This window comes from Streptomyces sp. H27-H1, assembly GCF_026627445.1.
Classification (GTDB): domain Bacteria; phylum Actinomycetota; class Actinomycetes; order Streptomycetales; family Streptomycetaceae; genus Streptomyces.
This window is the reverse complement of record NZ_JAPNLJ010000001.1, coordinates 257,346-268,955: the sequence shown is the minus strand read 5'-3', so window position 1 is coordinate 268,955 and position 11,610 is coordinate 257,346. Positions and strand designations below refer to the sequence as shown.

At 70.4% G+C, this 11,610-nt stretch carries 15 protein-coding genes and 1 tRNA gene; 13 read left to right on the top strand and 3 right to left on the bottom strand.

Annotation, left to right across the window (positions count from 1 at the left end; all coding sequences use genetic code 11):
• Window positions 1-108: 108 nt before the first annotated feature.
• Window positions 109-1,680 carry a helicase HerA-like domain-containing protein gene (locus OTB20_RS01275; RefSeq protein ID WP_267814581.1) on the bottom strand — a complete coding sequence of 524 codons (1,572 nt, stop codon included), beginning with the start codon at window positions 1,678-1,680 and terminating at the stop codon, window positions 109-111.
• Between the two features lie 88 nt (window positions 1,681-1,768).
• On the opposite strand from OTB20_RS01275, the gene OTB20_RS01270 reads away from it, so the two are divergent.
• A complete protein-coding gene (locus tag OTB20_RS01270; RefSeq protein ID WP_112446725.1) occupies window positions 1,769-2,065 on the top strand; it encodes a type II toxin-antitoxin system VapB family antitoxin in 297 nt (98 codons plus the stop codon).
• 199 nt (window positions 2,066-2,264) lie between these two features.
• Entirely contained in the window at window positions 2,265-2,906 is a 642-nt protein-coding gene (locus tag OTB20_RS01265; RefSeq protein ID WP_267814580.1) for a LytR C-terminal domain-containing protein, read from the top strand.
• Between the two features lie 21 nt (window positions 2,907-2,927).
• On the opposite strand, the gene upp is transcribed toward OTB20_RS01265, so the two are convergent.
• Complete coding sequence (upp, locus tag OTB20_RS01260) at window positions 2,928-3,563, bottom strand: uracil phosphoribosyltransferase (RefSeq protein ID WP_267758966.1); 636 nt, start codon at window positions 3,561-3,563, stop codon at window positions 2,928-2,930.
• A 178-nt stretch (window positions 3,564-3,741) separates the two neighbouring features.
• Between upp and OTB20_RS01255 the strand changes: the two genes are divergently transcribed.
• From OTB20_RS01255 to OTB20_RS01210, 10 genes are all read left to right on the top strand, one after another.
• Complete coding sequence (locus OTB20_RS01255; RefSeq protein ID WP_267814579.1) at window positions 3,742-4,695, top strand: universal stress protein; 954 nt, start codon at window positions 3,742-3,744, stop codon at window positions 4,693-4,695.
• Window positions 4,696-4,835: 140 nt separating this feature from the next.
• The gene (locus OTB20_RS01250; protein ID WP_243341832.1) at window positions 4,836-5,009 is read left to right on the top strand and encodes a hypothetical protein; all 174 of its coding nucleotides are present in this window, start codon (window positions 4,836-4,838) and stop codon (window positions 5,007-5,009) included.
• Window positions 5,010-5,285: 276 nt separating this feature from the next.
• Window positions 5,286-5,867, top strand: coding sequence for a hypothetical protein (locus OTB20_RS01245; RefSeq protein WP_267814578.1), 582 nt, complete (start codon window positions 5,286-5,288; stop codon window positions 5,865-5,867).
• Window positions 5,868-5,944: 77 nt separating this feature from the next.
• Window positions 5,945-6,373: a tRNA adenosine(34) deaminase TadA gene (gene tadA / locus OTB20_RS01240; protein ID WP_267814699.1), complete on the top strand. Its 429-nt coding sequence runs from the start codon at window positions 5,945-5,947 to the stop codon at window positions 6,371-6,373.
• Window positions 6,374-6,419: 46 nt separating this feature from the next.
• Window positions 6,420-6,506, top strand: a tRNA-Ser gene (locus tag OTB20_RS01235).
• Window positions 6,507-6,608: 102 nt separating this feature from the next.
• Window positions 6,609-6,929: a hypothetical protein gene (locus tag OTB20_RS01230; protein WP_267814577.1), complete on the top strand. Its 321-nt coding sequence runs from the start codon at window positions 6,609-6,611 to the stop codon at window positions 6,927-6,929.
• A gap of 388 nt (window positions 6,930-7,317) precedes the next feature.
• Window positions 7,318-7,479: a hypothetical protein gene (locus OTB20_RS01225; protein WP_267758958.1), complete on the top strand. Its 162-nt coding sequence runs from the start codon at window positions 7,318-7,320 to the stop codon at window positions 7,477-7,479.
• Window positions 7,480-7,690: 211 nt separating this feature from the next.
• Window positions 7,691-8,623, top strand: a complete 933-nt coding sequence (locus OTB20_RS01220) for a SigB/SigF/SigG family RNA polymerase sigma factor (protein ID WP_420716291.1) — start codon at window positions 7,691-7,693, stop codon at window positions 8,621-8,623.
• A gap of 245 nt (window positions 8,624-8,868) precedes the next feature.
• Window positions 8,869-9,723, top strand: a complete 855-nt coding sequence (locus OTB20_RS01215) for an RNA polymerase sigma factor SigF (RefSeq protein WP_267758955.1) — start codon at window positions 8,869-8,871, stop codon at window positions 9,721-9,723.
• A 94-nt stretch (window positions 9,724-9,817) separates the two neighbouring features.
• The gene (locus OTB20_RS01210) at window positions 9,818-10,615 is read left to right on the top strand and encodes a hypothetical protein (RefSeq protein ID WP_267814575.1); all 798 of its coding nucleotides are present in this window, start codon (window positions 9,818-9,820) and stop codon (window positions 10,613-10,615) included.
• A gap of 94 nt (window positions 10,616-10,709) precedes the next feature.
• On the opposite strand, the gene OTB20_RS01205 is transcribed toward OTB20_RS01210, so the two are convergent.
• The gene (locus tag OTB20_RS01205) at window positions 10,710-10,949 is read right to left on the bottom strand and encodes a hypothetical protein (protein ID WP_267758953.1); all 240 of its coding nucleotides are present in this window, start codon (window positions 10,947-10,949) and stop codon (window positions 10,710-10,712) included.
• 191 nt (window positions 10,950-11,140) lie between these two features.
• Between OTB20_RS01205 and OTB20_RS01200 the strand changes: the two genes are divergently transcribed.
• A complete protein-coding gene (locus tag OTB20_RS01200) occupies window positions 11,141-11,602 on the top strand; it encodes a MarR family winged helix-turn-helix transcriptional regulator (RefSeq protein ID WP_267814698.1) in 462 nt (153 codons plus the stop codon).
• Window positions 11,603-11,610: the final 8 nt, after the last annotated feature.

Here is an 11,610-nt window from a genome sequence, read left to right as displayed (position 1 = left end):
CCGAGTCTCGCAGGCCCCGCGGGGCCTCACCTACGGCATCCCCCGCGCGGTGCCGGCGGCGCGGTGCCGGCGGCGCGGTGTCAGCGGCGCGGTGCCGGCGGCGCGGTGTCAGCGGCGCCGCTTTGCCGTGCCGAAGACGGACCGGGAGATCTCGCGGCCCAGCTGCGTACCGATCGACCTGGCGAGGGAGCGGAAGAGCCCGCTGCCCACCACCTGCTGGGCCAGCGAGGGATCCGGCTTCGGGGCCGCCTTCGCCGCCGCCTTCGCCTGCTTCTCCGCCTCCGCCGCGGCGGCCGCCGCCTCGGCTTCCGCCTCCGCAGCCGCCTGCTCGGCGCTGATCTTCTCGTACGCCGATTCCCGGTCGATGGGCTCCGCGTACCGCGAGTAGAGCAGCGAGGACTTCACCGCCTGGTCCAGCGCGGCCGCGTCGATCGGCCCCATCAGCGACTGCGGGGCCCGCAGCCGGGTCGCCGCCACCGGTGTCGGGGCGCCGTTCTCGCTGAGCACCGTGATCACCGCCTCGCCCGTGCCCAGCTGGGTCAGCAGCTCCTCCAGGTCGTAGGGGGAGTTCGGGAAGGTCTTCACCGTCGCCTTCAGCGCCTTCGCGTCGTCCGGGGTGAAGGCGCGCAGCGCGTGCTGCACCCGGTTGCCGAGCTGCGCCAGCACGTCGGCCGGCACGTCCTTGGGGGTCTGGGTGACGAAGAAGACGCCGATGCCCTTGGAGCGGATCAGCCGGACCGTCTGGGTGATGGCTTCGAGGAAGGCCTTCGAGGCCCCGTTGAAGAGCAGGTGCGCCTCGTCGAAGAAGAAGACCAGCTTGGGCTTCTCCAGATCGCCGACTTCCGGAAGATCGGTGTACAGGTCCGCCAGCAGCCACATCAGGAAGGTGGAGAAGAGCTGTGGTTTGTCCTGGACCGCGGGGAGCTCCAGTACCGAGACCAGTCCGCGTCCGTCCGAGGCCGTGCGGAGGAATTCGCTGGTGTCGAATTCGGGCTCGCCGAAGAATTCCGCGGCCCCCTGCTGCTCGAAGGCTGTGAGCGCCCGCAGAATCACTCCGGCGGTCACCGTGGACAGTCCGCCGATGCCCTTGAGCTCGGGCTTTCCCTTGTCCGAGACGAGGAAGGCGACGACAGCCCGCAAGTCCTTGAGGTCGATCAGCTCCAGGCCCTTGGTATCGGCGTAGTGGAAGATCAGTCCCAGCGACTGTTCCTGCGTCTGGTTGAGCTGGAGCACCTTGGACATCAGGACAGGCCCGAAGCTCGTCACGGTGGACCGGAGCGGGATTCCGGGGCCGATCCCGCCCAGTGAGTAGAACTCGCTGGGAAAGCCGGTGCCCTCCCATTCCTGGGCCACGTCCTTGGCCCGTTCCTCGATCTTCGCGTTGGTATCACCGGGCGCCGAGATCCCCGAGACGTCTCCCTTGATGTCCGCGAGGAAGACCGGAACGCCGTTGGCCGACAGCTGCTCGGCGATGAGCTGCAACGTCTTGGTCTTGCCCGTGCCGGTGGCGCCCGCGACCAGCCCGTGCCGGTTGAGCATGGACAGCGGAATGCGGATCTGGCGGTCCGGCAGGCAGCTCCCGTCCCAGAGCAGGGCCCCCAGATCGAGCGCGGGTCCGGTGAAGGCGTACCCCGCGGCGATCTGGCCGGCAGGGGACGCGGGGTCGGTGCTCTGGCTCATACATCACTCCCGAAATAGCGCTGTTTGCCACCTTTGCACCGTCATCGCAAGGCTGCGCCCGCAGGCCCCTGCCCGGTAGGCTTTCCGTGTGATCTTCAAGCGCATCGGAAATAGGCGGCCGTACCCCGACCACGGCAGGGAAACCACCCGGCAGTGGGCGGATGTAGCCCCGCGCCCGGTCCGGCTCGACCAGCTTGTGACCACCAAGGGCCAGCTCGACCTCGAAACGCTGCTCGCCGAGGATTCGACCTTCTACGGGGACCTCTTCGCACACGTCGTGAAGTGGCAGGGCGACCTGTACCTGGAGGACGGCCTGCACCGCGCCGTCCGCGCCGCGCTCCAGCAGCGCCAGGTGCTGCACGCGCGCGTCCTCGAACTGGGCTGATCCGCCCGCCCCGGAGCGCCGGACAGGCCCCGAGCGGTGGCCCGACGGCTCCGAGCGGTTGGCCGACACGCCCCGAACGACTGTCTGACAGGCTCTGTCCGGCTGCCGGATAGGTCCTGGTTGCGCCTTTCGGGTCAGCCTTGCCCTATCAACAGATGATTCAGTGGGCATCGGCAGCAGTCGGCATTACGCTGCGCACATGAGCATGCTCACTCCCCCTGGCATGGGCGGAAAGTACAAGGTCACGGGAGCGGCTTACCCCCGCATGTCCCGCCCTCGACGCCGCCGCCGGATCGTCCTCATGGTGCTCGGATCGATCATCGGGCTCGCCCTGATCGCTTACGGAGCCGTGCAGCTCATCGACGTGTTCGGCGGCGACGCGAACAAACGCAAGACCGCCGCCGCCAAGAACTGCGCCACACCTGCCCCCAAGGCGGGCTCCACCGCCGCCGCCGCGCCGAAGGTCGCGCTCCCGCCGCCCGGCGGGATCACGGTCAACGTCTACAACGCGACCCCGCGCGCGGGCCTGGCCAAGGCCGTGGGCGACGAGCTGAAGAACCGCGGCTTCATCATCGGCAAGGTCGGCAACGCCCCCGCCGACTTCGACAAGAAGGTGCCGGGCGCCGGGATACTGGTCGGCTCGCCCCAGACGGACAAGGCCGCCTTCTCCGTCCTGGGCACCAACCTCGCCGGCGCCACCCAGCAGACCGACACCCGCGAGAGCACGGACATCGACCTGATCCTGGGCGACGCCTTCAAGGAGCTCACCCCGAAGGCCGACGCGGACAAGGCACTGGCCGTCCTGGCCAACCCCCAGCCCGCGCCCGCCAAGAAGTGCTGACCCCCTGAGGGGGAAGCCGGGCTACTCGGCCGAGCCGTACATGCGGTCGCCCGCGTCGCCCAGCCCCGGCACGATGTATCCGTGCTCGTTGAGCCGCTCGTCCACCGCGGCCGTCACCACCGTCACCGGCGTGCCCGCCAGCTCGCGCTCCATGATCTCGACGCCCTCGGGCGCGGCCAGCAGCACCACCGCGGTCACATCGTCCGCACCGCGCTTGATGAGCTCCTTGATCGCCGCGACGAGCGTGCCGCCGGTGGCGAGCATCGGGTCCACCACGTAGACCTGGCGGCCCGAGAGGTCCTCCGGCATGCGTGTCGCGTACGTGGAGGCCTCCAGGGTCTCCTCGTTGCGGACCATGCCGAGGAAGCCCACCTCGGCGGTCGGCAGCAGCCGCACCATGCCGTCGAGCATGCCGAGACCGGCGCGCAGGATCGGTACGACCAGCGGCCGCGGGTAGGAGAGCTTCACGCCGGTGGTCGGACCGACCGGGGTGACGATGTCGGCCTGCTCGGTGCGCACGTCCCGGGTGGCCTCGTACGCGAGCAGGGTCACCAGCTCGTCGGCGAGCCGCCGGAAGGTGGCGGAGTCGGTGCGCTTGTCGCGCAGGGTGGTCAGTTTGTGCGCCACCAACGGGTGATCCACGACCTGCAAACGCACAACATCCTCCAAGACTCAGCTGCCAGGCTTCCACCTGCGACCTGCGCAAACGGCCGCAAACACGCGACCCACACCCAAAAGGCTACGCGCTGTGCCCACCCGTTCGTGCCCGAAGCGGCAGCCACGCCCGCAAACCCCTGGAGATGCGGCCCGCCCGGACCCCCAGCACGCTGGACGGATGACCCACCCCATGGTGATCGCCGCCGTCGACGGATCCGAACACAGCCTCAAGGCCCTGGAGTGGGCAAGGGCCGCGGCAGTACGCCACGGCGCCGGGCTCCTCGTCGCCCACGTGCTGTCCGACAGTGCCCAGCTGTACGCGGCGCGCCGCTCCTCGCTGTACGACGCCGCCGAGCCCGAAGGCACCGAGGACCCCGTCAGCGCGCGGATACGGGCCCACCTGGCCGCAGGAGGCCCGCTGCCCTCCGAAGTCCGCTACGAGTCCCTGGAGGGCTCCGTCCCGGAAGCCCTGCGGCAGGTCGGCGAGGGTGCCCGGATGCTGGTGATGGGCTCCCGGGGCCGCGGCGGCTTCGCCTCGCTGCTGCTCGGCTCGAACAGCCGCGCCGTGGCCACCAGCGCCGCCTGCCCCGTGGTCGTGGTCGCGCACGAGGCGCGTGGAGTGGAGGTGGCCGCCCAGCCCTCGGCCGGCCGGGTGGTGCTCGGACTGCACGCCGCGGAGACGCCCGACAACGTACTGGAGTTCGCGTTCACGGAGGCCGCCGCGCGGGGGACCGGCCTCCAGGTGGTCTCGGCGTACAGCATCCCGCCGTCGCCGACGATGGTGATCGACAGCCCGTTCGCGGTGATCCCGCCGGAGGCGCTGGTGGGGGAGGACGAGAACGCGGTGCCCGCCGAGCGGGAGATGCTGCGCTCGCAGTCCGAGCGGCTCGCACCGTTCCGGGCGAAGTACCCCGGCGTGAGCGTCGAACAGGCCGCGGTGCCCGGGGACGCGGCCGGGCGCCTGGTCGCCACCTCGAACTCGGCGGCGCTGGTCGTCGTGGGCCGCCACCACCCGCGCCGGCACATCCGGTCGCTGATGATCGGCTCGGTCGCGAACGCCGTGCTGCAGCACGCCCACGGGCCGGTGGCGGTCGTCCCGACCCTCTCCGAGTCCCCGGAAGGGTCCGCGTAGCCGCCGCGACCGAACTCGCCGGGATTGTCGCAATCGGACCGAATCCATTCATGGTCATGGCGGAAGCTGGCATCAAACGGCTGGTCCGAGGGAAGGTGGGGGTTCGGGGGACGGACCGGACCAGCCAGGGTTGGTGACCCATGCCCGACGACGATCACGAGCCACTGGAGACCACGGCGCAGCGCCGAGCCCGGCGCGCGCAGTTCCTCCGTGACCTGCACGAAGCCCGGGAACTGCGTGACCGGGTCCAGCCCAGACGCGCCCGCGCCGCCCGCATGCGCCAGCAGATGCGCATGCGCACCTTCCGCTGGTGAGCCCTGCCGGGAGGCCCCGCCCGAGTCCCGCCGGGGACCCGACGCGCCGGGTCCCCGGCCGCCGCCCGGCCGCCGTCCCGCCCCCAGCTCGAGGCCCCGTACAACACGCGCGGCCAGCGCCACGGTGCGGAAGACCTCTCGCAATGGCTCCGTTTCTGCCACGATGCCGACTGGGCGGGGTTACGAAACGGCGAGCACGACAGCCGTTCCACCCCCACCCACCTCCGGCCGGGGGGACCTCCAACCGGCACGCCTACGACCAGTGGGAGAGTCACGGTGTATTTCGCCGCACTGCTCGCGCGCACCGAAGACGGGTGGGAAGCGAGCGACATGGAACTCGACGTCGTCGAGTCCCTGAGTGATCTGATCGATCTCGCCCGCTCCGCCTCTGTCGACGACGACACGGTGGTAGCCCTCATCGAACAGGAGGACACCTGGTTCGGGGTCGTCCGGGTGGACGGTGAAGAGGACCCGCGCTACTACGTGTCCAACGCCTCCGCCGCCTCCCGCAGCTCCTACGGGTCGATGCTGACCGACGAACTGCTCGGCAAGGACGAAGAGGACGACGAACTCGACGAGCTGGACCTCGACGGCACCGAGGACGGCGAGGACGAGGTCACCGCCTCTTACCCGGACGGCGACCCCGCCGACAGAGACGAGGAGAACCCTGACGACACGGACGCGGACGACGATGTCCGGGCCGGCGCCGAACCGGCACCCGCCGGCCCGCTCGGCGACCCAAGGCTGCTCGACGACCTCGGGGTCAGCAACCGACAACTGATGACCCTGAACGGGGACGCGCTCTCGGAGATCGCCGAATCCCTCGGCGCCACCGAGGTACTGGAGGCCGTCCGCTAGTGGTCCCCGCGCACCACCACACCCCGCAGCCCACCCCGTACGCACCCGATCCCGTACGGGACCCGTGGCAGGACTCCATGCGCCTGGCGCTCCAGGAGGCCGCCCGGGCGGTGCCGGCCGGCGACGTGCCGGTCGGCGCCGTGGTGCTCGGCCCGGACGGCAAGCTCCTCGCCGCCGGGCACAACGAGCGGGAGGCGACCGGCGACCCGACGGCGCACGCCGAGGTACTGGCGCTGCGCCGGGCGGCCGCCGCCCTGGGGGAATGGCGGCTTCCGGGATGCACCCTCGTGGTGACCCTGGAGCCGTGCGTGATGTGCGCGGGCGCCCTCGTGCAGTCACGGGTGGCCCGGGTCGTCTACGGGGCGTCCGACGAGAAGGCGGGCGCCGCGGGGTCGCTGTGGGACCTCGTACGGGACCGCAGGCTCAATCACCGGCCCGAGGTCATCGCCGGTGTGCTCGCGGGGGAGTGCGCCCGACAGCTCACGGACTTCTTCCGCGAGCTCTGAGGTATGGATTTCAGAGCACGGGTCTCCTTGGGCTAAGCTCTCTCTCGGTAGCGTGTCCGAGCGGCCGAAGGAGCACGCCTCGAAAGCGTGTGATGGTGCAAGCTATCCGTGGGTTCAAATCCCACCGCTACCGCACTGATCGAAAGCCCCGCCCCGCAAGGGTCGGGGCTTTCGGCGTTTGCCGTTTGCCGCTCGGCGTTCGGCTGCAGGCATCCGGCTTCCGGGGGACACCCGCGTGACCGCCCGCGCCCTCGGCCGTTGTCACGGCATGACCAAGACCCAGCGCATCCTCGCCGCCTTCGCCCTCGCGGGGGCCGCCGCGGGCCTCGCGGCTCCCGCCGCCTCCGCCGCCCCGATCGCCCCCCTCACCCTCCCCGACCTGCCGGCGCCGCAGGGCGTGCCGGAGGGCGCCTCCCCGTCCTCGGTACAGGAGATCGGCGGGCAGGTCAGCGGCGGCCTGAACCAGCTCAACCAGCTGATGGAGCTGCCGAACCAGCTCGCGCCCGTGATCGCCCCGGTCCAGCCGATCACCGACCTCGCCGGCGGCCTGGAGTAGCCGGGCGGGAACCGGGCGGAAACCGTTCGGCGGACAACGCGAAGAAGGCCCCGACCTGAGTCGGGACCTTCAACGGTTGGGACGGGGGAAGTGGCATCGGGGGGACAAGCCACTTCCCCCGATGAGGACGGAACCTGCCAGTCCAAGCCGCAGTCAGGGGGGAAGCTTGCGGCTCGGACCCCGCAGTGAGGTCCTGTCCCTCGCTCACCGATTTCCTGCCAGAACCGGTGGGCTCGTGTTCAATACTGCGCCGTCCGAGGCCGTCGGCACACCGGCAAAGGGCCCGCTCCGCCAGGTCATTGGTCCCTAAAGGGCAGGTGAGTGTTCGAACGCGAGCGGATAGACTCCCCCGACCTTGCAGGACCGGTTGGGGAGGCCGACAGCGCACGTGGATACCAAGAAGCTGCTCTCGGGCGCCCTCGTCGTCTTCGTCCTCTTCGTCATCATCACTCAGCCCGAAAAAGCCGCCGATATGGTGAAAATAGGTTTCCAAGGCATCTCGGATGCCGCAACGGCGATCGGCGATTTCATGACCGAACTGGTGCGCTGAACCCGTACGCCGAAGCGGTTTCCGGACTTTCCGGCCCCCCACTCCGACGGGTGGGGGGCTTTTTGCGTTCTCGGACACGGGGCATGATGCCCGGGTATGTCCAACTCGCCCTCAACACGGAGATATGAGGTGCTTGCACACAGTGCACATGTCTTGTGATGCTATGACCGCTTTTGACGGATGAGTTGATGACGTGACGTGAAGGGGTGGCGTGACCGTGCCGGCCAGTACTGCGCCTGAGGTGCCGCCCCAGCAGGACCCGCAGCAGGAGCACCCACAGGAACCGCACCGGGACCCGGCGCAGGCACCGCCGCAGGAGTCCCACGTACCGCCCCAGCAGGAGGCTCCCGGGGAGCTCCCGGTCGCCCCCAGACCTCCGAGCCGGGGCGCGGACACCCGGGCCCTCACCCAGGTCCTCTTCGGGCAGCTGAAGAACCTGCAGCCGGGCACCAGCGAGCACAGCCGGGTCCGCGGGGCCCTCATCGAGGCCAACATCCCGCTCGTCCGGTACGCGGCCGCCCGCTTCCGCAGCCGCAACGAGCCGATGGAGGACGTGGTCCAGGTCGGCACGATCGGGCTGATCAACGCGATCGACCGGTTCGACCCCGAGCGCGGGGTGCAGTTCCCGACCTTCGCGATGCCGACCGTCGTGGGCGAGATCAAGCGGTACTTCCGCGACAACGTCCGCACCGTCCACGTCCCGCGACGCCTCCACGAGCTGTGGGTCCAGGTCAACGCCGCCACCGAGGACCTCACCACCCTCCACGGCCGCAACCCCACCACCCCCGAGATCGCCGAGCGGCTGCGCATCGGCGAGGACGAGGTGCTCTCCTGCATCGAGGCCGGCCGCAGCTACCACGCGACCTCCCTGGAGGCCGCCCAGGAGGGCGACGGGCTTCCCGGACTGCTCGACCGCCTCGGCTACGAGGACCCCGAGCTGGCCGGCGTGGAACACCGCGACCTGGTGCGCCACCTGCTCGTACAGCTGCCCGAGCGCGAGCAGCGGATCCTCCTGCTGCGGTACTACAACAACCTGACGCAGTCGCAGATCAGCGCCGAGCTCGGCGTCTCCCAGATGCACGTCTCCCGGCTCCTCGCCCGGAGCTTCGCCCGGCTGCGATCCGCAAACAGGATCGAGGCTTAGCCGGATCGAGTGGAGATCAATCCACACGATTCCCGACAGACCGGCATTTTCCCGCCCTAGAGCAGGTCTATCGCGTTCTGTCGCTGGAGATACTTGTCGACATGGCGCTACAGCGTGTTGCCGACATGTGACATTCTGCTGGAACCGCGTTTGCCGCAGCCCCGCCTCCGGTATTCAGGTGGAGGCTGCGTTCCTCCGACGGGCACGCAGAGAAGCGCGACCGTCCGCGACCTCAAGGGGGTGGCATGTCCGTAGACCAGGGCAGCTCCAAGGTGCTCACGCTCGTCAAGCAGCGTGAAGCGCCGGCAGTGTCCCACCGCTCGGAAGCCATCGACACCCGGATCGACACCCGAACCCTCTCCCGCTCCCTCTTCCACCGGCTCGCCGGCCTCGAAGCGGACAGTCCCGAGCGGACGTACGTACGCGACACCCTGATCGAGCTGAACCTCCCCCTGGTGCGCTACGCCGCGGCCCGCTTCCGCAGCCGCAACGAGCCGATGGAGGACATCGTCCAGGTCGGCACGATCGGGCTGATCAAGGCCATCGACCGGTTCGACTGCGAACGCGGCGTGGAGTTCCCGACCTTCGCCATGCCGACGGTCGTCGGTGAGATCAAACGGTTCTTCCGGGACACCTCCTGGTCCGTGCGCGTCCCGCGCCGGCTCCAGGAGCTGCGTCTGGCCCTCACCAAGGCCAGCGACGAGCTCGCCCAGAAACTGGACCGCTCGCCGACCGTGCCGGAGCTCGCGGCCGTGCTCGGGGTCTCGGAGGAGGACGTCGTCGACGGCCTCGCCGTGGGCAACGCGTACACCGCCTCCTCGCTCGACTCGCCCTCTCCCGAGGACGAGGGCGGCGAGGGCTCCCTCGCGGACCGGCTCGGGTACGAGGACACCGCGCTGGAGGGCGTCGAGTACCGCGAGTCGCTCAAGCCGCTGCTGGCCAAACTCCCGCCCCGGGAGCGGCAGATCATCATGCTCCGGTTCTTCGCGAACATGACGCAGTCCCAGATCGGCGAAGAGGTCGGCATCTCCCAGATGCACGTCTCCCGGCTGCTCACCCGCACCCTCGCGCAGCTCCGCGTCGGCCTGATCGGCGAGTAGCCGCCCCGTCCGACGGTGTACCGGCGTACCGGTGCACCGGGGCAATCCACCGCAGCCACTTCCCAATTGACGAGACGTCAGGAAAACTGCCGGGATGCCAAGAGCATCCCGGCCAGCTGCCATCCTCGTCCTGTGCGCCACGACTGCCGCCGCCCTGACCGGCTGCGGCGGCCCGGCGCGCGACGGCTACGTGGCCGTGGGCGCGGCTGCCCTGAGTCCGGAACGGGATGCGGGGGAGAACGTCGCGCCGAAGGCCGGAGTCGAGTTCCAGGCGCTCCCGCAGGCGGCGCCGGGATCCTCCGCGTCCTCCATCAGCGCGTCGGCCGGCACCTCGGCCGATGTTCCGGCAGGCTCCTCGGGCGCGGTCCCGGGCGGTACGCCGACCGGCGTCCCCGGCTCCCAGCCCCCCGGCGGCGCCACGGGCGGAGGCACGTCCACCAGCCCCGGCGGCTCCGGAAACCCGCCCGGCACCGGCCCGGGCACGACCCCTCCCACCACCCCGGGCGGCACTCCGGGTACTCCGGGCACTCCGTCGAGCCCGCCCCCGAAGCCGGGACCCACGGCCCCGGCGCCACCTCCGGCCACCCCGGCGAAGCTGAGCATCGGCACACCGACCCGCACCGCGACGGCGGAACGCTGGTGCGAGCAGGTCACGGTGACCTTCACCAACACCGGTGGCAAGGCTGCCCGTTCGGGCACGGTCAGCTTCGCGACGCACATCATCGGCGCCCTGGGCGTCGACTGGGCCACCATCACCTCGACCCAGCCGCTGCCCGCCCCGATCGCGGGCGGCGCGAAGAAGACGCAGACCTACCGGATCTGCGTCGAGTCCTGGCGCGTCCCCCTGGGCATGCGTGTGGAGACCCAGAAGGTCACGGCCACCTGGAACTGAGCCGGCGGCCGGACCGCGGGGCGACACCCACCTCGGGGCGCCTCAGAGCGCGACCCTTGGGGCACGGCCCTCAGAGCGCCTCAGCGCACGGCCCTCAGAGCGCGAGCCAGGCCACCACGGCGATCAGGACCACCGCGGCGATGCCGACGCCGATCCACAGGCCGGCGCCCGGTCCGGACTTGCGCGCGGCACGGTTCTGCATGCGCGAGCCCGGGACGGCGGGGGCCGGCACCGGCTCGTCGACGAACGCCCGGAACATCTGGGTACTGCCCGCGGGGTCGTAGTCGCCCTCGGGTACAGGTGAGTTGTGGTTCGAGTCGTGATTCGCAGCCATGCGCAGGACCCTAGCGGGTTTTCCGATTCCTTTACCGCCCAGCCCCCCGATTCATTTGCCTGTAACAACCATCTGCTTCTATGGTTGCCCGAAGCAACGACATTCGGAGGGGGGTCCCGGTGACCACACCGCTCGCATCGACCACACCGCACGCACTGCCCGTACCGCCCGCGCTGCCTGAACTGCCTGCGCTGCCCGCACCGCCCGCATCGGCCACGCCTGCCACGCCCGCCACGCGATCGGCCACGCGCTACGCGGAACTGGCCCGTCAGCTCACCGGCATCGGCGCCGTCAAGCGCGACCTCGCCCGCAGCCTGCCCTCCGACTGCCCGCCCGGTTCGGCCGCCGTCCTCACGGTGCTCGACCGCCACGGCGAGATGCGGCTCGGCCGCCTCTCCGAGTACCTGGCCATCGACATCTCCGTGACCAGTCGGCACGTCGCGCACACCGCCGACCGCGGCTGGATCACCCGCGACACCGACCCCGACGACGCCCGCTGCCGGATCCTGCGCCTGACCCCAACGGGCCGCGCGCTCCTCACCGAGCTCGGCACGCGTCACACCACCGCGTTGCAGAAGGCCCTGGCCGGCTGGTCCGACGCGGACATCGACCATCTCAACATCCTGCTGGCCCGACTCCGATCGAGCTTCTAGTACCGAAG

Bases quoted from the DNA above. Each gene is read 5' to 3' on its own strand.
- OTB20_RS01215 (WP_267758955.1), top strand. From the start codon at position 8,869: ATGTCCGTAGACCAGGGCAGCTCCAAGGTGCTCACGCTCGTCAAGCAG.
- OTB20_RS01210 (WP_267814575.1), top strand. From the start codon at position 9,818: ATGCCAAGAGCATCCCGGCCAGCTGCCATCCTCGTCCTGTGCGCCACG.
- OTB20_RS01205 (WP_267758953.1), bottom strand. From the start codon at position 10,949: ATGGCTGCGAATCACGACTCGAACCACAACTCACCTGTACCCGAGGGC.
- tadA (WP_267814699.1), top strand. From the start codon at position 5,945: ATGCGCCTGGCGCTCCAGGAGGCCGCCCGGGCGGTGCCGGCCGGCGAC.
- OTB20_RS01255 (WP_267814579.1), top strand. From the start codon at position 3,742: ATGACCCACCCCATGGTGATCGCCGCCGTCGACGGATCCGAACACAGC.
- OTB20_RS01275 (WP_267814581.1), bottom strand. From the start codon at position 1,680: ATGAGCCAGAGCACCGACCCCGCGTCCCCTGCCGGCCAGATCGCCGCG.
- OTB20_RS01265 (WP_267814580.1), top strand. From the start codon at position 2,265: ATGAGCATGCTCACTCCCCCTGGCATGGGCGGAAAGTACAAGGTCACG.
- OTB20_RS01250 (WP_243341832.1), top strand. From the start codon at position 4,836: ATGCCCGACGACGATCACGAGCCACTGGAGACCACGGCGCAGCGCCGA.